Origin of the sequence: Pseudomonas sp. SJZ131, assembly GCF_007828705.1 — a bacterium.
Taxonomy (GTDB): Bacteria; Pseudomonadota; Gammaproteobacteria; order Pseudomonadales; family Pseudomonadaceae; genus Aquipseudomonas; species Aquipseudomonas prosekii.
In genome coordinates, this window is record NZ_VIVC01000007.1 from 295,120 (window position 1) to 316,088 (window position 20,969).

The 20,969-nt window shown below is 60.8% G+C and carries 19 protein-coding genes; 6 read left to right on the top strand and 13 right to left on the bottom strand.

What is annotated here, in order from left to right:
- Window positions 1–87: 87 nt before the first annotated feature.
- The 10 genes from pgi to dksA all read right to left on the bottom strand — a co-directional run bounded on the left by pgi (window position 88) and on the right by dksA (window position 13,345).
- Window positions 88–1,752, bottom strand: coding sequence for a glucose-6-phosphate isomerase (gene pgi / locus FBY12_RS26810; RefSeq protein WP_121732749.1), 1,665 nt, complete (start codon window positions 1,750–1,752; stop codon window positions 88–90).
- A 270-nt stretch (window positions 1,753–2,022) separates the two neighbouring features.
- Complete coding sequence (gene panC, locus FBY12_RS26815) at window positions 2,023–2,877, bottom strand: pantoate--beta-alanine ligase (protein ID WP_145257378.1); 855 nt, start codon at window positions 2,875–2,877, stop codon at window positions 2,023–2,025.
- On the bottom strand, window positions 2,874–3,674 hold the full coding sequence (gene panB / locus FBY12_RS26820) for a 3-methyl-2-oxobutanoate hydroxymethyltransferase (protein WP_092277905.1): 801 nt from the start codon (window positions 3,672–3,674) through the stop codon (window positions 2,874–2,876). Before panB ends, panC begins: the two co-directional genes overlap by 4 nt.
- A 322-nt stretch (window positions 3,675–3,996) precedes the next feature.
- Window positions 3,997–4,488, bottom strand: coding sequence for a 2-amino-4-hydroxy-6-hydroxymethyldihydropteridine diphosphokinase (gene folK, locus FBY12_RS26825; protein WP_145257381.1), 492 nt, complete (start codon window positions 4,486–4,488; stop codon window positions 3,997–3,999).
- A 3-nt stretch (window positions 4,489–4,491) separates the two neighbouring features.
- The gene (locus FBY12_RS26830) at window positions 4,492–5,892 is read right to left on the bottom strand and encodes a polynucleotide adenylyltransferase PcnB (protein WP_092277909.1); all 1,401 of its coding nucleotides are present in this window, start codon (window positions 5,890–5,892) and stop codon (window positions 4,492–4,494) included.
- Between the two features lie 971 nt (window positions 5,893–6,863).
- A complete protein-coding gene (locus FBY12_RS26835) occupies window positions 6,864–8,300 on the bottom strand; it encodes a sigma-54 dependent transcriptional regulator (RefSeq protein ID WP_121732746.1) in 1,437 nt (478 codons plus the stop codon).
- Window positions 8,301–8,322: 22 nt separating this feature from the next.
- The gene (locus FBY12_RS26840) at window positions 8,323–11,277 is read right to left on the bottom strand and encodes a sensor histidine kinase (protein WP_167370434.1); all 2,955 of its coding nucleotides are present in this window, start codon (window positions 11,275–11,277) and stop codon (window positions 8,323–8,325) included.
- Window positions 11,261–11,437: a hypothetical protein gene (locus FBY12_RS26845; RefSeq protein WP_003176118.1), complete on the bottom strand. Its 177-nt coding sequence runs from the start codon at window positions 11,435–11,437 to the stop codon at window positions 11,261–11,263. Before FBY12_RS26845 ends, FBY12_RS26840 begins: the two co-directional genes overlap by 17 nt.
- 77 nt (window positions 11,438–11,514) lie before the next feature.
- Window positions 11,515–12,411, bottom strand: a complete 897-nt coding sequence (gene gluQRS, locus FBY12_RS26850; RefSeq protein ID WP_145257384.1) for a tRNA glutamyl-Q(34) synthetase GluQRS — start codon at window positions 12,409–12,411, stop codon at window positions 11,515–11,517.
- 493 nt (window positions 12,412–12,904) lie between these two features.
- Complete coding sequence (gene dksA, locus FBY12_RS26855; protein WP_007902025.1) at window positions 12,905–13,345, bottom strand: RNA polymerase-binding protein DksA; 441 nt, start codon at window positions 13,343–13,345, stop codon at window positions 12,905–12,907.
- Between the two features lie 333 nt (window positions 13,346–13,678).
- Here dksA and FBY12_RS26860 point away from each other — a divergent pair, with 333 nt between their 5' ends.
- Together FBY12_RS26860 and sfsA are read left to right on the top strand one after the other, a co-directional pair.
- Window positions 13,679–14,851, top strand: coding sequence for a pyridoxal phosphate-dependent aminotransferase (locus FBY12_RS26860; RefSeq protein WP_145257387.1), 1,173 nt, complete (start codon window positions 13,679–13,681; stop codon window positions 14,849–14,851).
- Window positions 14,851–15,564, top strand: coding sequence for a DNA/RNA nuclease SfsA (gene sfsA / locus FBY12_RS26865; RefSeq protein WP_121732741.1), 714 nt, complete (start codon window positions 14,851–14,853; stop codon window positions 15,562–15,564). Before FBY12_RS26860 ends, sfsA begins: the two co-directional genes overlap by 1 nt.
- On the opposite strand, the gene FBY12_RS26870 is transcribed toward sfsA, so the two are convergent.
- Window positions 15,561–15,878 carry a Rieske (2Fe-2S) protein gene (locus FBY12_RS26870; RefSeq protein WP_109521178.1) on the bottom strand — a complete coding sequence of 106 codons (318 nt, stop codon included), beginning with the start codon at window positions 15,876–15,878 and terminating at the stop codon, window positions 15,561–15,563. The genes sfsA and FBY12_RS26870 overlap by 4 nt on opposite strands.
- Before the next feature lie 163 nt (window positions 15,879–16,041).
- On the opposite strand from FBY12_RS26870, the gene FBY12_RS26875 reads away from it, so the two are divergent.
- The 4 genes from FBY12_RS26875 to FBY12_RS26890 are packed head-to-tail and all read left to right on the top strand — an operon-like array spanning window position 16,042 to window position 19,588.
- Window positions 16,042–16,914 (top strand): hemin ABC transporter substrate-binding protein, encoded by an 873-nt coding sequence (locus tag FBY12_RS26875; protein ID WP_145257390.1) that lies wholly within the window; start codon window positions 16,042–16,044, stop codon window positions 16,912–16,914.
- A 50-nt stretch (window positions 16,915–16,964) separates the two neighbouring features.
- Window positions 16,965–17,948 (top strand): iron ABC transporter permease, encoded by a 984-nt coding sequence (locus tag FBY12_RS26880; protein ID WP_178111820.1) that lies wholly within the window; start codon window positions 16,965–16,967, stop codon window positions 17,946–17,948.
- Complete coding sequence (locus FBY12_RS26885) at window positions 17,948–18,715, top strand: heme ABC transporter ATP-binding protein (protein ID WP_145257396.1); 768 nt, start codon at window positions 17,948–17,950, stop codon at window positions 18,713–18,715. Before FBY12_RS26880 ends, FBY12_RS26885 begins: the two co-directional genes overlap by 1 nt.
- 21 nt (window positions 18,716–18,736) lie before the next feature.
- Complete coding sequence (locus FBY12_RS26890; RefSeq protein ID WP_145257399.1) at window positions 18,737–19,588, top strand: ChaN family lipoprotein; 852 nt, start codon at window positions 18,737–18,739, stop codon at window positions 19,586–19,588.
- A gap of 230 nt (window positions 19,589–19,818) precedes the next feature.
- On the opposite strand, the gene FBY12_RS26895 is transcribed toward FBY12_RS26890, so the two are convergent.
- Both FBY12_RS26895 and FBY12_RS26900 read right to left on the bottom strand, forming a co-directional pair.
- On the bottom strand, window positions 19,819–20,628 hold the full coding sequence (locus FBY12_RS26895; RefSeq protein ID WP_145257401.1) for a Crp/Fnr family transcriptional regulator: 810 nt from the start codon (window positions 20,626–20,628) through the stop codon (window positions 19,819–19,821).
- 15 nt (window positions 20,629–20,643) lie between these two features.
- Complete coding sequence (locus tag FBY12_RS26900) at window positions 20,644–20,916, bottom strand: TfoX/Sxy family protein (protein WP_007971093.1); 273 nt, start codon at window positions 20,914–20,916, stop codon at window positions 20,644–20,646.
- Window positions 20,917–20,969: the final 53 nt, after the last annotated feature.

The window sequence follows — 20,969 nt, forward strand, 5'->3', positions numbered from 1 at the left end:
TGCTCGCGAAGCAGGCGACGCGGTGTATCAAGTACACCGCGTCATCGTTCTTCGCGAGCAAGCTTCGCTCCTACAGGATTCAGGCCGTTAGCCGCGGTGACGGCCGCGGAAGTAGTTGATCAGGCCCTGGGTCGAAGCGTCGTCAGCCGGGGTTTCTTCGCTGCCGACCAAACGGTTGTAGACGCCTTTGCCCAACTCTTTGCCCAGCTCCACGCCCCACTGGTCGAAGGCGTTGATGCCCCAGACCACGCTTTGCACGAAAACTTTGTGTTCGTACATCGCCACCAATGCGCCGAGACGACGCGGGCTGATGCGCTCGACTACCAAGGTGTTGCTCGGACGGTTGCCCGGGATCACCTTGTGCGCAGCGACCTTGTGCACTTCTTCTTCGCTCACGCCTTTGTCGCGCAACTCGGCTTCGGCTTCGGCCAGGGTCTTGCCCAGCATCAGCGCCTGGCTCTGCGACAGGCAGTTGGCGTACAGCCACTGGTGGTGGTCGGCCACCGGGTTGAAGCTGACAATCGGCACAATGAAATCGGCCGGGATCAGTTGGGTGCCTTGGTGCAGCAACTGGTGATAAGCGTGCTGACCGTTGCAACCGACGCCGCCCCAGATCACCGGGCCGGTATCGGTGGACACCGGCGTGCCGTCCTGACGCACGCTCTTGCCGTTGGATTCCATGTCCAACTGTTGCAAATGCTTGGTGATGTTGCGCAGGTAATGGTCGTACGGCAGGATCGCGTGGCTCTGCGCGCCCCAGAAGTTGCCGTACCAGACGCCGAGCAATGCCAGCAGCACCGGCATGTTCTGCTCGAACGGCGCGCTCTGGAAATGCTGGTCCATGGTGTAGGCACCGGAGAGCAATTCCTTGAAGTTCGACATGCCGATGGCCAGCGCAATCGGCAAACCGATGGCCGACCACAGCGAATAACGACCGCCGACCCAGTCCCACATCGGGAAGATGTTTTCTTCACGAATACCGAACGCCACAGCCGCCGCGTTGTTGCTCGATACGGCGATGAAGTGACGATACAGCTCGGCTTCCGAACCGCCCTGAGCCAGATACCAGGCGCGAGCGGCCTGGGCATTTTTCAGGGTTTCGAGGGTGTTGAAAGATTTCGACGAAACGATAAACAGCGTGGTCTCGGCGCGCAGCTTCATGGTCAGTTCGTGGAACTCACTGCCATCGATGTTCGCCAGGTAATGGCAGCGAACGCCTTTTTGCGCGTAGGACAACAGCGCTTCGGAGACCAGCTCCGGGCCGAGGAACGAACCACCGATGCCGATGTTGACCACGTCAGTGATCGGCTTCTCGGTGTAACCGCGCCAGAGACCATCGTGGATGCGGCCCACGAGGTCAGTGATCTGGTTCAGCACCTTGTGCACTTCGGGCATCACGTTGACGCCGTTGACCGACAACTTGTCGCCCACCGGACGACGCAAAGCGGTGTGCAGCGCCGGACGGCCTTCGGAAGAGTTGACGATTTCGCCGTCAAACAGCGCTTTGATCGCGCCTTTGAGGTCGACTTCGTTAGCCAGGCCCACCAGCAGGTCGCGGGTCTCGGCGTTGATCAGGTTTTTCGAGTAATCGAGAAACAGACCGCAGCTGCTGAGGGTGAATTGAGTGAAGCGCTGCGGGTCGGCATTGAAGGCTTCGCGCATGCTGAAATCCTGCATGGCTTGGCGGTGATCTTTCAACGCTTGCCAGGCGGGCAGAGCGGTAACGTCGTGAGGAGTGCGGTAGTACGCCATCGCTGCGGTTTTCCTTTTTACTTGAACGGCCTTTTGATCACGATAAATCCCGGAGCGCTGCGGTGGGGCGTCCGGTCAACTGCGTCGACACGATTTCATGGCGCAGGGCGAATACAGTAAACCTCGCGCTGCGATCTGTCTTGACTTTGTCTGACCCGTTGCCGGTACTTTTTTATACAACGAAGGGAAAAATGTCCGACCAACGGGAGGGAGGGCAATACAAAATCCACAGTGGGAGCTTGCTCCCACAGGGGCGTGGCGTTGCCAGGGTTATGCGTCGAGGTTCAGGTGCAGGTTGTCGATCAACCGCGTGGTGCCGAGGAACGCCGCGACCAGAATCACCAGATCGCGATCCTGCGCAGTCGCCGGGCGCAACGTCAGGGCGTGACGGATTTCCAGATAGTCGCTGCGCAAACCTGCGGCTTGCAGCTGTTGGACTTGCGCGGCGATCAGCGCCGGGTAATCGCGATCACCTTGTTGGATCGCCTCGGCAATTGCCGTCAATGTCTGGTAGACCACTGGCGCGGTGGCGCGTTGTGCTTCGTCGAGAAAGCCATTGCGCGAGGACAATGCCAAACCATCGGCGGCGCGCACGGTCGGTTCGCCGATGATCTGGATCGGCATGTTCAGGTCGTGCACCAGCGCGCGGATCACCGCCAGTTGCTGGAAATCTTTCTGACCGAAGATCGCCAAGTCAGGCTGAACCATGTTGAACAGTTTGCTGACCACGGTCGCCACGCCTTCGAAATGCCCCGGACGGCTGGCGCCGCACAAGCCTTCGGACAATTGCGGAACGCTGACGCGGGTCTGGCCGGTCATGCCGTCGGGGTACATTTCTTCGACGGTCGGGGCGAACAACAAGTGGCAACCGGCCTGCAGCAGTTTTTCCTGATCCGCCGCCAGGGTTCGCGGGTATTTGTCGAGGTCTTCGCCGGCGCCGAATTGCAGCGGGTTGACGAAGATGCTCGCAACGACGAAATCGGCGCGTTGCGCGGCTTTGGTGATCAGCGCGACGTGGCCGCTGTGCAGGTTGCCCATGGTCGGCACGAAGGCAATGCGCTTGCCTTCACCGCGAGCACGGGCGACGGCGGCGCGCAGTTCGCGGACGGTTTTAACAGTGTTCATGCAGAGAATCCGTGTTCGATACCAGGGAAAGTCACCGCTTTGACCTCGGTGACGTAAGCGCCAAGCGCCGCTTGAATGCTGACTTGGCCGGCCATGAAGTTCTTCACGAACTTTGGCACGCGGCCGGTGATCGACAGGCCGAGCATGTCGTGCAAGACCAGCACCTGGCCATCGGTGTCGCTGCCGGCGCCGATGCCAATCACCGGGATGCCGACGGCTTGGGTGATTTCCTGCGCCAGTTCGCTCGGCACACATTCGAGCAGCAACATGCTGGCGCCGGCCTGCTCCAGCGCGATGGCATCGGCACGCATCTGCCGCGCCTGGTTCTCGCTGCGACCCTGGACTTTATAGCCGCCCAGAATGTTCACCGATTGCGGGGTCAGGCCCATGTGCGCGCAGACCGGGATGCCGCGCTCGGCGAGCAAGCGAATCGAATCGGCCAGCCACAATGCCCCTTCAACCTTGACCATGTGCGCACCGGCCTGCATCAGCAGCGCGCTGTTGGCCATGGCTTGTTCGGTGGTGGCGTACGCCATGAACGGCAGGTCGGCGAGGATCAGTGCATCGCTGTTGCCGCGTTTGACGGCGGCGACGTGGTAGGCCATTTCTGCGGTGGTCACGGGCAGGGTGCTGTCGTGACCTTGCAAAACCATGCCGAGGGAGTCGCCCACCAGCAGCACTTCGACACCGGCCTCGTTGCAGGCGTGGGCGAAAGTCGCGTCATAGCAGGTCAGCATGGTGATTTTTTCACCTTTCTGCTTGAGGCTCTGGAGCGTGGTCAGGGTGATGGCTGGCATGTAAGAAATCCTCGTTCAGGCGCTATGGAAACTACTGCGAGTAACGCGCGTGATTCTTCATTTACTCAGGCGCACGGTCTTTTTGTCGTGCTTATAAGGCCTGGATTGCGCCCTTGGCGCCGCGTTGGCGGCAGCGGGACGCCTATAGTCGTGAGGAGAACTCGGGAAGTCAATTGCGTGTGTTACCGGGTTGTTACGTGCGGGGTGTTACCGGAGAAATAAACAGCTGTAGGAGCAAAGCTTGCTCGCGATAGCGTCAGGTCAGACAGGATTGGGGCTGAATCCTGGACCGCCATCGCGAGCAAGCTTTGCTCCTACAGGGTTAGCGTGAAGCTTGGGGGATGCGTTCGAGGCCGATGAACGGGCAGGCTGCCAGCAGGTCGGTGAGGGTTCTGCCATCCGCCAAACGCAAATCCGCCGGCGCCAGTTCGGCCAGTGGATAGAGGACAAACGCGCGTTCCTGCAGATGGTAATGCGGGACCTTGAGGCGCGGCTCGTCGATCAGGCGATCGCCAAACAGCACAATGTCGAGGTCCAGCGTGCGCGGCCCCCAGCGTTCAAGGCGCTCGCGGCCCTGAGAGTTTTCGATGGCTTGCAGCGCATCGAGCAAGTCCAGCGGCGCGAGTGAACTTTCGAGGGCGGCGACTGCGTTGGTGTAGCGCGGTTGCCCGGGGAGCAGCGAATCGCTCTGATAAAACGCTGAAACCGCGACCAGTTCGGTGTGCGGCAATCGCGCCAGCGACTCGATGGCGCTGCGCAATTGTTCGGCGGGGTCAGCCAGATTGCTGCCCATGCCGATGTAGATGCGTTCCATCACTTACTCGCCCGTAGCGCTCGGGGCGCCGGCCGCGCGTTTACGCTTGGCGCCGCCGCTGCGACGACGTTTGCGCGGTGCGCCGGTGCCGTCGTCCTTGCCGCTGAGGTCACGAATCATGTCGCGACGTTCGCTGTCGTTGGCGTCCTGATAATCGGTCCACCATTCGCCCAGGCCATCGGTCTGCTCGCCGGCGCTTTCGCGCAGCAACAGGAAATCGTAACCGGCGCGGAACCGTGGGTTGTCGAGCAACAGGTCGGCGCGTTTGCCGCTACGGCGGGGCAGGCGTTCCTGCATGTCCCAGATTTCGCGGATCGGCATGGTGAAACGTTTTGGAATCGCAATGCGCTGGCACTGTTCGGCAATCAGCTCGTGCGCCGCTTCCTGCATCGCCGGAATCGGCGGCATGCCACGTTCCTGCAGGCGCAACACGCGCGCCGGCAGCGCTGGCCACAACAGTGCGGCAAACAGGAACGCCGGGGTTACCGGTTTGTTCTGCTTGATCCGCAGGTCAGTGTTGATCAACGCTTCGCTGATCAGCGTGTGCGTGTACGTCGGGTTGTATTCCAGGGCCTCGGCGCTCGCCGGGAACAATGGATCAAACAACTGCAAGTCGACCAGCATCTCGAAGGTGTCGGCGGCGTGGCCGGAGAGGAACAGCTTGAGCACTTCTTCGAACAGCCGCGCCGAAGGAATTTCGCGCAGCATCGGCGCGAGATCGCGAATCGGCGCGGCGCTGTGTTTTTCGATGCCGAAGTTCAGCTTCGCGGCGAAACGCACGGCTCGCAGCATGCGCACCGGGTCTTCCTGATAACGCTGCTTCGGATCGCCAATCAGGCGGATCAGGTGATTGCGAATGTCGTGCACGCCGTTGGCGTAATCGAGAATGCGCTCGCTGACCGGATCGTAATACAGGGCGTTGATGGTGAAGTCGCGACGTTGTGCGTCTTCTTCCAGCGTGCCGTAAACATTGTCGCGCAAGATGCGCCCGCTCTCGTTGCGGGAAGACTGGTTGCTGTCTTCCTCTTCATCGTTTTGCGGGTGGTTGGCGCGGAAGGTCGCGACTTCAATGATTTCGCGACCGAAGTGGATGTGCACCAGTTTGAAGCGACGACCAATGATCCGCGCGTTGCGGAATTCGGCCCGTACTTGTTCAGGGGTGGCACTGGTGGCTACGTCAAAATCTTTCGGCGTGATGCCGAGCATCATGTCTCGCACACAACCGCCGACCAGATAAGCCTGGTAACCGGCGTTCTGCAGGCGTTCGACGATATTCACCGCGTAACGGCTGAATTGGCCCTTCTGCAGCGAATGTTGGCCGCTGTTGAGCACTTCAGGCGTGCTGCGGATGTGTTGCGTAGGACGCTTGGGAGAACGGAGTGACTGGAACAACTTCTTCAGCATGGGATGCACTGTTTGAAGGAATGTTCGGCCATAACCAGGAATGACCGCATGATGGGCCGGGATTCTAGCATTTAGTCGGGGGATGGTGTAGGAAGCTGCGAAACGGCGTGAAGGACGCTGCTCGCGTGGTGGTTCTGGTGATGGTGGTGGTGTAGCAGCTGCCGAGCCTGCGAGGCTGCGTTCGGCTGCGAAGCAGTCGTAAAACCTGAAACTACGGTGTGTCTGACGGAATGAGGTGCCTGTTTGCGACGGCTTCGCCGCCGAACGCAGCCTCGCAGGCTCGGCAGCTGCTACATAGCAACGCGAATACCCATAACGCGAGTGCGGCAGGGCGCGAATACTCATAACGCGAATCACCCACAACGCGAATACGCCGCCGTGAATGCACCACAACTTAAATCGCAGAAACTACAAGGGGAGCCGAAGCTCCCCAAGAAGTAGTTGCATGCTCTATTTTTATTATTGGTTTCGGGCTTTTTGTTTTTGTTAAGTGCCCTCGCCATGAAGATTTTCCTTCATGACCCTCCCAATCGGGAGCCAAGAGCAAACGGATTGCTTTGGTCGCTGTGCTGCAGTGATCTTGCGATCCAACCAGTTCAGGCTCTGTCTTAGGACAGTTTTTGTTGTTCTCGGCCTGGTCGTGGGGCAAGCCCCAAATACAACGCCTCTCCAAAAGAATCAGTTAGCTGCGCCTCTCGCCGTCTTGTTTTTATTGTGCGTGAGTCGATTCGTCTTATTTTTATTGTCTTGTGCATTGCTTGTTATTGTTCTTGTACCAAACATATAGCAGGGTGCGTGCCAACTTTTGCCATGTCCAGCAAAACAAGGGCTAAGCCGGTTTTCGAGGGTTTTTCGAGGCACAAAAAAACCGGGGCTTCGTTACCGTAAGCCCCGGTTCTGTTACGTGGAAAAACTGAGGTAACAGTTTTTCCGGCAAGTCACGTGTTACCCGCACACTCGACAGCTGCCGTTCAGCTCTCGCTGGCCACGCCGGTTTTGCGTCGCGGAATGCCCAGGCGCTGGCGGCGTTCCCACAGGCATTTGCGGCTCACCCCGAGTTTGCGCGCCAGTTCGGTCTCGGTCATGTGGTCCTGATGCTCGAGAACGAAGTGCTGGAAGTAGTCTTCCAGTGACAGGTCTTCGGTCGGCTCATGGCTGTTGTTACCGGCGGCGTTGCCTTGTTGCGGCGGCAGACCGATGAAATCGTCGTCTTCCAGATCGCTCAGTTCGATGTCGATGCCCAGCAACTCGGCAGAGATTTCCGGGCTTTCGCACAGGATCACCGCGCGTTCGACCGCATTCTCCAGTTCACGCACGTTACCCGGCCAGCTGTAGTGACGAATCGCCTGCTCGGCATCCGGGGCAAACTTCAGGTCGGTGCGGTTGACCCGCGCGCTCTGTCGCGCCAGGAAGGCATTGGCGATTTCGTTGACGTCGGCACCACGCTCGCGCAGGGCGGGCAGTTTCAGGGCGATAACGTGCAAGCGGTAATAAAGGTCTTCGCGGAACTGGCCGATCTTCGCCAGGCTCTTGAGGTCGCGGTGCGTTGCAGCGATCAGGCGTACATCGACCTTCTGCGACTGCACCGAACCGACCCGGCGAATTTCACCTTCCTGCAACACCCGCAGCAGACGGGCCTGGGCTTCGAGCGGCAATTCGCCGATTTCATCGAGGAACAACGTGCCGCCGTCCGCCGCTTCCACCAACCCCGCACGCCCGGCGCTGGCACCGGTGAATGCGCCTTTCTCGTGGCCGAACAGTTCGGACTCGATCAGGCTTTCCGGGATGGCCGCGCAGTTCACCGAAATCATCGGCGCCTTGGCGCGTTTTGACAGGTTGTGCAGAGCGCGCGCCACCAGTTCTTTACCGGTGCCGGATTCGCCCTGAATCAGCACATTGGAATCGGTCGGCGCGACTTTGCGGATCTTGCTGTAAAGATCCTGCATCGGCGGGCACGAGCCGATGATGCCGATCTCGCCGTTGCTGTTATCGATGCCCGGTTTGGCTGCGCCAGTGCTGGCTTTGCCAACCACCGGCTCACCGACGACCGGCGCCGATTGACGATCACGCAGAATACGCGCGACAGCCTGGAGCATTTCGTCGTGATCGAAAGGCTTGGCGATGTAATCCACCGCGCCCATCTTCATCGAATCGACCGCCGAACGCAGGCTGGCGTAGCTGGTCATGATCAGCACCGGAGTGCCTTGGCCGAGCTTGATCAACTCGGTGCCCGGTGCGCCAGGCAGGCGCAGGTCACTGACGATCAGGTCAAACGTGGGAATGCTGAAACGCTCTTGTGCTTCCTGCACGGATCCGGCTTCGCTGACCTGATACTGGTTACGTTCCAGCAGGCGGCGCAAGGCGGAGCGGATAATTGTTTCGTCTTCGACGATCAAAATGTGCGGCATTGATTCGATACTCTCGACGGTCTCAGTTCACAGCGGACGTCGCTTCGACATGACGCGGTAATGTCACCCGGATACGGGTGCCGCGTTGGCTTTGAACATCAGCCGGGCTGTCGATGGTGATTTGTCCATAATGCTCTTCAACGATGGAATAGACCAGTGCAAGGCCCAGACCGGTGCCTTCGCCAGGATCCTTGGTGGTGAAGAAGGGTTCGAACAATCGGTCCATGATGTTCTTCGGAATTCCGCTGCCTTCGTCTTCGACGATCAAATCGACCGTATGTTCGCCGGCTTCGCTTTTGACCCGCACTGCGCTGTGCGGCGGTGAGGCGTCGCGCGCGTTGGAGAGCAGGTTGATCAACACCTGGGCGAGCCGCTGCGGATCGCCTTCGACCCAGTGATCGGGGTCGCACAGGTTGTAGAACTGTACTTCGAAGTTGCGCCGATTGAGGGCCAGCAGGCCGATGGCATCCTGCGCCACTTCCGCCAGACAAACCGGTTCGTCGCTGTGCTGATGGCTGCCGGCGTGGGCAAAACTCATCAACGACTGGACGATGCGCGACACGCGTTTGGTCTGCTCGAGAATCTGCCCGCTGATCTCGGTCAGCTCGGCGTCTTCCTCGCGCTCCTCGCGCAGGTTCTGCGCCAGGCACGCGATCCCGGTGATCGGGTTGCCGATTTCATGGGCGACGCCCGCCGCCAGTCGGCCGATGCTCGCCAGCCGCTCGGAGTGCACCAATTTGTCTTCGAGCATCTGCGTTTCGGTGAGGTCTTCCACCAGCAGCACCAAACCACTGTTGCCCGGCGCCAACGGCTCATCAATCGCCGCTTTGTGCAGGTTCAGCCAGCGGGTCTGGCCATCGAGGGCCAAATGCTGTTTGTGCAAATGTTCGTCGGGCAGATTGATAAAACCCTGGAGCAACTCTTTCCACGGATCGCCAATCGTACTCAGGCGCGAACCGACCACCCGCTGCGCGGCAATCCCGGTCAGCTCCTCCATGGCTTTGTTCCACATCAGGATCTCTTGATCCTTGGCCAGCGAGCAGACGCCCATCGGCAATTCCTGCAACGTTTGCCGGTGGTAACGCCGCAGCGCATCGAGCTCGGCCGCGAGGCCGGTCAGGCGCGAGTGGTAATCCTCGAGCCGGCTTTCGATGAAGTGAATGTCTTCGGTCACATAGTTTTCGCCGCCCGCCTTATAAGGCAGGAAGGTTTCAACCATGTCCTGGGCAACGCTTGGGCCCATCAACCCGGACAGGTTGGCCTCAATGCGGTCGCGCAAACGGCGCAAGGCGTACGGGCGACGCTCATCGAACGGCAGATAGAGATCGCGCAGGGCTTGCTCGACTTCCTTCTGCGCGGCTTTCGCGCCCAACGGTTTGGCCAGTTGCGTGGCGAATTCCTGCGGCGAAGCGGCGTGCAGCTCGCGGCGCTGCGGGCGCCGAACGTTGTCGACGGCGCAGGCTTCGGCGGCGCTGGCCTCTTCCGGGCTGGCGTTGGTGAACAGCGAAATCAAAGTGAACATCAGCACGTTGGCGGCCAGCGAGGCAATCGCCGCCATGTGCCAACTGGTGTCGTCGAGCACGTAAATCATGTTCAGCAGCGGAATGTAGAAACCCTGCAGATTGCCCACCAGCGGCATCAACATGGTCACCAGCCACACCAGAATCCCCGCGAGCAGGCCGGCGATAAAACCGCGCCGGTTGGCGGTCGGCCAGTACAGCACCGACAACACGCCCGGCAAAAATTGCAGAGTGGCAACGAACGCGACGATGCCGAGATTGGCCAGATCCTGCTCGGCGCCGAGCAGCAGATAAAAGCCATAACCGGCCATGATGATCGCGACGATCAGCGCGCGGCGGGTCCACTTCAGCCAGCGGTAGATATTGCCTTCGGCCGGCGGTTGATACAGCGGCAGCACCAGGTGGTTGAGCGCCATCCCCGAGAGCGCCAGCGTGGTGACGATGATCAAACCGCTCGCCGCCGACAACCCGCCGATGTACGCCAGCAACGCCAATGCCTTGCTGTTGGCGGCGATGCCGATACCCAGCGTGAAGTATTCGGGATTGGTCGTGGCGCCGAGTTTCAAACCGGCCCAGAGAATCAGCGGCACTGCCAGGCTCATCAGCAACAGAAACAGCGGCAGGCCCCAACTGGCGCTGACCAGCGAGCGCGGGTTGAGGTTTTCGGTAAAGGTCATGTGATACATGTGCGGCATCACAATTGCCGAGGCGAAGAACACCAGCAGCAGCGTGCGCCATGGACCTTCCTGCAACGGCGTGTGCAGGGCGGCGAGGGCGGTCTGGTTTTGCAGCAGCCACAATTCCAGCTGTTGCGGGCCGTCAAACACGCCGTACAACGCGTACAGGCCGACGCCGCCGATGGCGATCAGCTTGATCACCGATTCAAAGGCAATCGCGAACACCAGGCCTTCGTGTTTCTCGCGCGTGGCAATGTGCCGCGAGCCGAAGAAAATCGTGAACAAGGTGATCAGCGCACAGAAACTCAGGGCGACGCGGTGCTGTACCGGTTCGCGGGTGAGGATGCTGATCGAATCGGCCACCGCTTGAATCTGCAACGCCAGCAGCGGTAACACGCCGATCAGCATGAAAATCGTGGTCAGCGCGCCGGCCCAGGTGCTGCGAAAGCGAAACGCGAACAAGTCCGCCAGCGACGACAACTGATAGGTGCGGGTAATTTTCAGGATCGGGTAAAGCAACACCGGCGCCAGCAGAAATGCGCCGGAGACCCCGAGATAACTCGAAAGGAAGCCGTAGCCGTACTGATAGGCCAGGCCGACGGTGCCGTAAAACGCCCAGGCACTGGCGTAAACCCCGAGCGACAGCGTGTAAGTCAGCGGGTGGCGAATGATCGCGCGCGGGATCATCCCCCGTTCGCTGATCCAGGCTACGCCGAACAGCACCGCCAGGTACGCGGCGCTGATCAGGATCATCTGGGTCAGGCTAAAGCTCATCGGCATCTTTTTGGCTCTGCAGGATGAAGGTCACGACGATCAGAATCAGCCAGAGCAGATAAGGGCGATACCAGGCGCCAGTGGCGTCGATCCACCAATCCATGATGGCCGGGGAGAACAGGTAAATCCCCACTACCAAAAGCAGGACCAAGCGATAGATGTACATCCCGGCCTCTCTTGTTTATGCGCGTGCCCGAAAACGTGCGGCGATGGTAACGGATGGCGGCGCGACTGCAAGTGCCATCACAGCAGTTGCGCCTCGGGCAGCGCCAGTGTGCGCGGGATCTGCGTGGCATCCCAGTGCGCGATGCCCCAGTTCAGCAGTTCGCGCGGCGAGGCGTAAGCCAGTTCGCTGCCGGGATTTTGCCCCAGCGCCCGCAATGCCCGCAGCAACAGCGGAGTTGCCTGATCGGCGGCCAGCGGTGGCGAGCGATAGGATTTGCCGAGTTTGTGGCCGTCCGGCTGGGTAATCAGCGGCACGTGCAGGTAACGTGGTTGCGGCAGGCCGAGCAGTTCTTGCAGATAGAGCTGTCGCGGCGTCGAGTCGAGCAAATCGGCACCACGGACGATGTCGGTGATGCCTTGCCAGGCGTCATCGAGGACTACCGCCAGTTGATAGGCGTAGAGCCCGTCGCGGCGACGAATCACGAAATCGCCAACGTCGCGGCCCAGGTGCTGGCGGAATTCGCCTTGCACGCGGTCGGTGAAGTGGTATTCCAGCTCCGGCACGCGCAGGCGAATGGCGGCGTTTTCGCTGGCATGTCCGGCGTTGCGGCACAGGCCGGGATAGATGCCGTGATAAGGCTCGAGTTGTTTGCGCGAGCACGTGCAGGCGTAGGCCAAGCCCTGATTGAACAGGCGATTGAGCACTTCGGCGTAAGCGTCATGACGCTCGCTCTGGCGCACCAGTTCGCCGTCCCATTCGAAGCCGTAGCTGTGCAGTGCATCGAGAATCGCCGCTTGCGCGCCCGGTTCTTCGCGTGGCGGATCAAGGTCTTCCATGCGCATCAACCAGCGACCACCCACCGAGCGGGCATCGAGGTAGGAGGCGAGGGCGGCAACCAGCGAGCCGAAGTGCAAATGGCCACTGGGCGTGGGAGCGAAGCGCCCGATGTAGGGGGGAGAGGTAATAGTGGTCATAAGCCCCGATATTAGGCTGTTCAATCGTTATGGGCACGGCTCGAAGCCGCCATCGCGAGCAAGCTCGGCTTCCACAAAAGCATTTCCCCTGCGCCCCTGCCCTGTAGGAGCAAAGCCTGCTCGCGAAGGGGCCATCATCTTCAACACTCATGTCGCTGACAAACCGCCATCGCGAGCAAGCTCGGCTCCCACAAAAGCGCGACACCGCGCCCCTGCCCTGTAGGAGCAAAGCTTGCTCGCGAAGGGGCCATCATCTTCAGCACTCATGTCGCTGACAAACCGCCATCGCGAGCAGGCTCGGCTCCCACAAAAGCGTGCCAACGCTCCTGTAGGAGTGAGCCTGCTCGCGAAAGCGGTTGGACATTCAACACTGATGTCGGCTGACACACTGCAATCGCGAGCAGGCTCACTCCTACAAGGGATCGCGGGGGGTGGCAAATTTCACAAACAAAAACGGAGCGTTCGCACGCTCCGTTATTGGTTCAAGTCGCCATTACTTGCCGACTTGCTTTTCCTTGATTTCCGCCAGGGTCTTGCAGTCAACGCACATATCGGCGGTAGGGCGGGCTTCCAGTCGCTTGACGCCGATCTCGACGCCACACGACTCGCACCAGCCATATTCTTCGTCTTCGATCAATTGCAGCGTTTTGTCGATCTTCTTGATCAACTTGCGCTCACGGTCGCGGGCGCGCAATTCAAGGCTGAATTCTTCTTCCTGGCTGGCACGATCTGCCGGGTCAGGGAAGTTGGCCGCTTCGTCCTTCATGTGATCAACCGTACGGTCGACTTCCTGCATCAAGTCCTGTTTCCACTTATTCAGGATCTTGGTGAAGTGAGCGCGCATGGGCTTGCCCATGTACTCCTCGCCCTTAACTTCTTTGTAGGGTTCGAAGCCGCTGATCGACTGGTTTTGCTGCTTTGCTTGGGTGGGCATGAAATGGACCGCCTCTACTCTTGTAATCCATTGCGCAGGATTGCTCCATCACCGACACCTGCCGGCCCTGCGGCTGCAAGCGGGCGAACTTACCAGATCAAAACGGGCCGCGCTACTCCCGGATGTCGCAGTAGTGGCGCGCGGTGCTTGCAAATGATTGCAAAGCCTTGTCTGGTGGTGCTGGAGGCCTGATCAAATATTGATTTTAGTCAAACCTGAGACACGCGCTTGTGTCGTTCATGACCCCGGTTCTAACGGCTCTGACCGCTTTAGGTTCTCGCTCGTTCCAGTGCATGGGTAGAATCGGTTTTTTTCACCGTTGAAGGAAGGCCAATGGCTCAGCCCTACAGTGCGCGCAGTCGTGCGATCGAACCGTTTCACGTGATGGCGTTGCTGGCGCGGGCCAATGAATTGCAGGCCGCCGGACACGACGTGATCCACCTCGAAATCGGCGAGCCGGACTTCACCACCGCCGAGCCGATCATCCAGGCCGGCCACGCCGCGCTGACGGCAGGTAAGACCCGTTACACCGCCGCGCGCGGGATTCCTGAATTGCGCGAAGCGATTTCCGGTTTTTATCAACAGCGCTACGGGCTGAACATCGACCCACGAAGGATTCTCATCACCCCCGGCGGCTCCGGCGCGTTGCTGCTGGCCAGCGCGTTGCTGGTCGATCCAGGCAAACACTGGCTGCTCGCCGACCCCGGTTACCCGTGCAATCGGCACTTTCTGCGACTGGTCGAAGGCGCAGCGCAACTGGTGCCAGTCGGCCCGGAGGTGCGTTATCAACTGACCCCGGACCTGGTAGCGCGGCATTGGGACCACGACAGCGTCGGCGCGCTGGTCGCCTCGCCGGCCAACCCGACCGGTACGCTCCTGACTCGCGATGAACTCGCCGGTCTGTCCGCCGCGATCAAACAGCGTCACGGCCATCTGGTGGTCGACGAGATCTACCACGGCCTGACTTACGGCACCGATGCCGCCAGTGTTCTTGAAGTTGATGACAGCGCATTTGTGCTCAACAGTTTTTCCAAGTATTTCGGCATGACCGGCTGGCGCCTCGGTTGGCTGGTGGCGCCGGAAGCGGCGGTCAGCGAACTGGAAAAACTCGCGCAAAACCTCTACATCAGCGCCCCGAGCATGGCCCAGCACGCTGCGTTGGCCTGCTTCGAACCGGTGACCATCAGCATTCTCGAAGAACGCCGCGCCGAGTTCGGCCGTCGTCGCGACTTCCTGCTGCCAGCGTTGCGCGAACTCGGCTTCGGCATCGCCGTCGAGCCCGAAGGCGCGTTCTATTTGTATGCCGATATCAGCCAGTTCGGCGGCGATGCCTTCGCGTTCTGCCGGCACTTCCTCGAAACCGAGCATGTAGCGATCACTCCGGGTCTGGATTTCGGGCGTTATCAGGCCGGGCACCACGTGCGGTTTGCCTACACGCAAAGTCTGCCGCGTTTGCAGGAAGCGGTAGAGCGCATCGCGCGCGGCTTGAAGAGTTGGCAAGGCTGATGCGCTTTTCTCCTCCGCTCGAAGAAGGGCGTCTGATCCGCCGCTACAAACGTTTTCTCGCCGATATCGAAACCGTTAGCGGCGAGTTGCTGACCATTCACTGCCCCAACACCGGCTCGATGCTCAATTGCCAGGTCGAGGGCGGGCAAGTCTGGTTCAGTCGCTCCAACGACCCGAAACGCAAATTGCCCGGCACCTGGGAAATCGGCGAAACCCCGCAAGGCCGGTTGTTTTGCGTGAACACCGGGCGCGCCAACGGTTTGATCGAAGAAGCGTTGCGCGCCGGCGTGATCAGCGAACTCAACGGCTTCACCGAACTGCGGCGCGAAGTGGCCTACGGACAGGAAAGCAGCCGCATCGACTTCCGCCTCGATTACCCGAGCGGGCCGGCCTACGTCGAAGTCAAAAGTGTCACCTTGGGTTACGACGGCACGGCAGTGGCGGCATTCCCCGACGCGGTGACCCAGCGCGGCGCCAAGCATTTGCGCGAACTGGCACATCTGGCCCGCGACGGCATTCGCGCGGTGCAGTTGTATTGCGTCAATCTCAGCGGCATCGAAGCCGTGCGTCCTGCCGAAGAAATCGATTCGGCCTACGCCGACGCGCTGCGTGAAGCGGTGGCGTGCGGGGTGGAAGTGCTGGCGTATGGCGTGCGTTTGAGCCACGAAGAGATGCTCGTGGATCGGCGCCTGGACGTGTTGCTCAACGGCTAAACGCTGACCCAGATGCCTTGCGCGTCTTCGCGGGAGGCCACCGCTGTCAGCGATTGCCCGGCGCACGGGCCGGAAACGCATTCGCCGTCCTCGATCAGAAACAGTGCGCCGTGGGTGGCGCACTGGATCAGGCTGTTGCTCTGGTCGAGAAACTGGTCCGGCGTCCATTCCAGGCTGACGCCACGGTGCGGGCAGCGGTTGAGATAGACGTAGACCTGAGCACCACGGCGCACGGCGAAGAGCTTTTGCCCATCGATATCAAACCCGCGGCTGCTGGCGTCGGCCAATTCCTCGCTTCTGCAAAGAAACTTCATGTCTATCCTCAAGTGTCGCGCCGCGTGACTGGATGTGTCCGGGCTTGACGTGCAAATGCAAACAATTATCAAATGGCCGCCCGCCCACGGGGCGCTCGCCGGATGCCGAGGATACTTGGCCTGCCCGCCGGATGCCCGGGAAAACCTTTCAAGGAAGCTGTTTATGCGCCTGAGTACCCGCGTCGTTGGCTTATGTGTCGGGCTGCTCGTCAGCCATCAGGCGACGGCGGCTGAGTTGCCGCAACGCTGGGTCAGTGCCGGCGGCGCCTTGTCAGAGTGGGTCAGCGCGCTGGGCGGCGAGGCGAAACTGGTCGGCGTCGACACCACCAGCCAACATCCGCAATCGCTGAAAAACTTGCCGAGCATTGGCTATCAGCGCCAGTTGTCGGCGGAAGGCATCTTGAGCCTGCGCCCGCAAATTCTGGTCGGCACCGAAGAAATGGGCCCGCCGCCGGTGCTCGCGCAAATTCGCAGCGCCGGGGTCGAGGTCGAGTTGTTCTCGGCGAAACCGGACGTTTCAGCCTTGCAGGGCAACCTCACGCACCTCGGCAAGTTGCTCGGCGCCGAGGATCAGGCCTCGCAAGCCTTCCAGCGTTATCAACAGCAACTCGATCAACAGCAAGCCCGCGTGACTGCGGCGCAGGTTAAACACAAAGCTCCGGGCGTGCTGTTGTTGCTCGGGCACATGGGCGGCAAACCGATGATCGCCGGCAAGGACACCGCCGCCGATTGGCTGCTGCAACAGGCCGGTGGCCATAACCTGGCGACGCACACCGGTTACAAACCTTTTTCCAACGAATCGCTGGCCAGCCTCAATCCTGAAGTGCTGGTGTTCGCCGATCGCGCACTCACCGGCGAAGACGCTCGCGCAGCGCTGTTCAAGGAAAACCCGATCCTGTCTTCATCCCGCGCCGCCAAGGCTGGCCGCGTGATGGAGCTTGACCCGACATTGCTGGTGGGCGGCTTGGGGCCACGGTTGCCCGAGGCGCTGAAAAGGCTGTCCGACGGTTTTTATCCCGGCGCGACCGGCCAATGACCACGCTGGTCAAACCCCGCGCGTTGTTTATTGGCTTGAGTCTGCTGTTGCTGCTGGCGATCTGGTTGTCGCTGGCGCTGGGGCCGGTGAGCCTGCCGCTGCTCGATACCTTGCGCGCGGCGCTGCGGCTGATCGGTTTGCCGATTGCGCCGCACGGGCTGGAACAGGCTGAACTGATACTCGGGCAAATTCGCCTGCCGCGCACTTTGCTCGGGCTCGCGGTCGGCGGGGTGTTGGCGCTGTCCGGGGTGGCGATGCAGGGCTTGTTTCGCAATCCGCTGGCCGATCCCGGTTTGGTCGGCGTTTCCAGTGGCGCGGCGCTCGGCGCGGCGATCGCGATTGTCGGCGGCTCGGCGTTCGGCGGTTTGCCGGAAGCCTTCGGGCCGTATCTGCTGTCGTTGTGTGCGTTTATCGGCGGGCTCGGCGTGACCGCTTTGGTCTATCGGCTCGGGCGGCGGAACGGCCAGACCAACGTTGCAACCATGTTGCTGGCCGGTATCGCGCTGACCGCGTTGGCCGGCTCGGCGGTGGGTTTGTTCACCTATCTGGCGGATGACGCGACGCTGCGCACACTGACGTTCTGGAACCTTGGCAGCCTTAATGGCGCCAGTTATTCACGGCTCTGGCCGTTGCTGTTGGTCACGGCTGGCGTTGCGTTGTGGTTGCCGCGGCGGGCGAAAGCGTTGAATGCATTGTTGCTCGGTGAGTCGGAGGCCGGTCACTTGGGCATTGATGTTGAACGGCTTAAACGCGAACTGGTGTTTTGCACCGCGCTGGGCGTCGGCGCTGCGGTGGCGGCGGCGGGGATGATCGGGTTTGTCGGGCTGGTGGTGCCGCACCTGGTGCGCTTGCTCGCCGGGCCGGATCACCGGGTATTGCTGCCGGCCTCGTTGCTGGCCGGCGCGAGTTTGCTGCTGTTCGCCGATCTGGTGGCGCGTCTGGCGTTGGCGCCGGCCGAGTTGCCGATCGGCATTGTCACGGCGTTTATCGGCGCGCCGTTCTTTCTGTTTCTGTTGCTCAGGAAGCCTGCCTGATGTTGCGCACGGAAAACCTGATGATCCGCCGGGGCAGCAAAACCGTGCTCTCGGGCATTACCCTCGAACTCAAACCGGGCGAAGTGCTGGGCGTGCTCGGCCCCAACGGCGCCGGCAAAAGCACGTTGCTCGGGGCGTTGTGCGGCGAACTGCAGGCCGCTGAGGGCCAAGTCTGGCTCGATAAGCGTGAGTTGCGCCACTGCAGCGGCGTCGAGCGCGCGCAGCAACTGGCGGTGTTACCACAAGTGTCGACGCTGGATTTCGGCTTTCGTGTCGAGGAAGTGGTCGGCATGGGCCGTTTGCCTTATCAGAGTGGGCGTGTGCGCGACGCGGAAATTGTCGCCGCCGCGTTGGGCGCTGCCGATGCCGGGCATCTGAGCGGTCGCAGCTATCTGGCGTTGTCCGGCGGCGAACGGCAACGCGTGCATCTGGCGCGAGTGTTGGCGCAACTGTGGCCGGGCGAAGCGGGGCAGACTTTGCTGCTGGACGAGCCGACGTCGATGCTCGATCCGCTACATCAGCACACCACGCTGCAAGCCGTGCGCGAGTTCGCCGATCGTGGCGCCGCCGTGTTGGTGATCCTGCATGATCTGAATCTGGCGGCGCGTTATTGTGACCGTGTGTTGCTGCTCGAAGGCGGGCGCCCGGTCGCGCTGGATACGCCCGAGCAGGTGTTGCAACCGCAACTGCTGAAAGCGGTATTCGGTCTCGAAGTATTGGTGCAACCGCACCCGGAGCGTGGGCATCCGCTGATCATCGCCCGCTGAGCATTGCCACGAGGTGAGAACATGCGAGGGATTTTGCTGTTGGCGGCGTTGTTGCTGAGTGCTTGTCAGCATGTTGCGGCGCCGCCGCCAGTCACCGGGGAGATTCGCGATCTGCACAATGGTCAGTCACTGACGGCGCAGGAGTTGCTCGCGCGATTGGCCAGACCTGAGCGGCTGATCGTCGGCGAGCAACATGACAATCGCGATCACCATCAACTGCAATTGTGGCTGCTGCAAGCGTTGGGGCAGCGCCGTCCGCAAGGCAGTTTGTTGCTGGAAATGCTCACGCCCGATCAACAACCGCGCGTCGATGCGCTGCGCCGTGCGCCAACCCTGCCGAATGATTTGCCCGGTGCGCTGGCCTGGCAACCGGGTTGGGACTGGGATTTGTACGGGCCGATTGTGCGGTTTGCGCTGGGCCAGCCTTATCCGTTGCTGGCGGCCAATCTGGATAACCCTGAAATGCGTGCCTTCTATAAGCAGCCGCCAATGTTGAACGGGGCGCGTTCCAATGCGCCGGCGGTGAAAGAGGTGTTGCTGGAGCAGATCCGCGAATCGCATTGTGGCCTGCTGCCCAAATCGCAGATGCCGGCAATGCTCGCGGTGCAGCAGCAACGTGACCGGCGCATGGCCGAGCGGTTGATCGCTGCGCCGACGCCGTCGCTGTTATTCGCCGGTGCATACCATGCGCGCAAAGACGTAGGCGTGCCGCTGCATGTGCTCGACCTCGGCGAGCGTGAAGCGCCGACGGTATTGCTGCTGGCGGAGCGCGGCAGTCAGGTGACGGCCGCGATGGCTGATTACGTCTGGTTCACCCCGGCCACCCCGGCGCAGGACTATTGCGCGCAAATGCGTGAGCAAATGGCCAAGTAACCATTCACCGCTTGGTGCCGGACGGTAAATCGCAGGCAAAAAAAGACCCGGCAAGAGCCGGGTCAAATAACCGTGATTAGCCTGATGAGGAGATAATCTGAGAGTCCGAACCAAGGGCTTTTCAGAATATCGACCAGTCTCGCGACCAGTTGTGATAATCATAGCGATTCTCATTACCAAGTCAACAGCTGATTCTCCATTTATTTGCCGATGGCTTCAAAGCCCCGTGATCATTGGGCCTTAGCCAGTTTCTTCAGCGAACTCAGCTGGGTGACTTGCTGGTTGAGCAATTCGATTCGCCGCGCCATGCTCTCTATCAAGCTGTGGGCGATCTTCGGATTGCTCTGCGTCAGGCTGAGAAATTGATCCTTGGGAATCAGCATCACCGTGCTCGGTTCGCAGCTGATCACACTGGCGCTGCGCTTCTCGCCAGTGAACACCGCCATCGCCCCGAAAATCTCATCCTTGGGCACGTCGCCGACCTTGTGGCCGTCGACAAATGCCTCGGCGTGGCCGCTTATGATGACGAACACGTGGTCCGCCACATCGCCCTGATGGATCAGCACTTCGCCGCTGGCCACGCGTTTGAAACCGTTGTTGCTGCGAAACTCAGGCGGCTTCAGGCGCGCGACCGCGTCGGACAGCAGGGCGGTCTGGCCCAGCAGGTATTGCAGGAATAACTCCGCGCGCCCGGTGTCGGCATAAATATGCTGGAACACTTCTGCGCGCGAGTACGGAAGCAGCGACAGCGGCCCATCGCTGCGCAATCGCCAATACGGCCATTCGACGTCCTGGCGCAGACCGAGCAGATCACCTTCGTGCAGATAAAACAGCGCACGTTCTTCGATGCAGCCGTGGAGCAATCCGCTGTCGAGCAAAAACAGCTGATCGTCGGGCAGCAGTGTGGCGAGGTCATCGACCGCCGCAAACGCCAAGGCCGGGCCGCAGGGCGATAAACCCTCCAGCAAGCGCGAAGGCAAATTTTGCAGGCGATTGATCAATGTGTCGGCGTGAGCCGGTTGTTCCCCGAGCAAGTACATGGCGATGGCGCCTGTTCAATTCTTGTGGCGTGAGGAGATCGCTTCGAGTTGTTTGTTCAGGGCTTCCTTGCGTTCAGCGGGGATGTCGTTCCAGTGCACGTCCATCAGGGCGCCTTCGATGGCATACAGCAACACCTTCGACGCCCGAAACCCGCGCGTGCGCACGGCGCGATAAGCGTCCACCGCCCCCAGGCGGCGCAGGTCCGAAGCGCTGTGGATGCCCACGGCGTGCAGCCACTGCGCCGACGTCTTGCCCAGATTCTTCAGGTGTTGCAGTTCATCATTCATCAAGCCTCCTTGCGACGGCCGAATGGTGGGTGGGCGAGCCTTTGAGGAGTGTA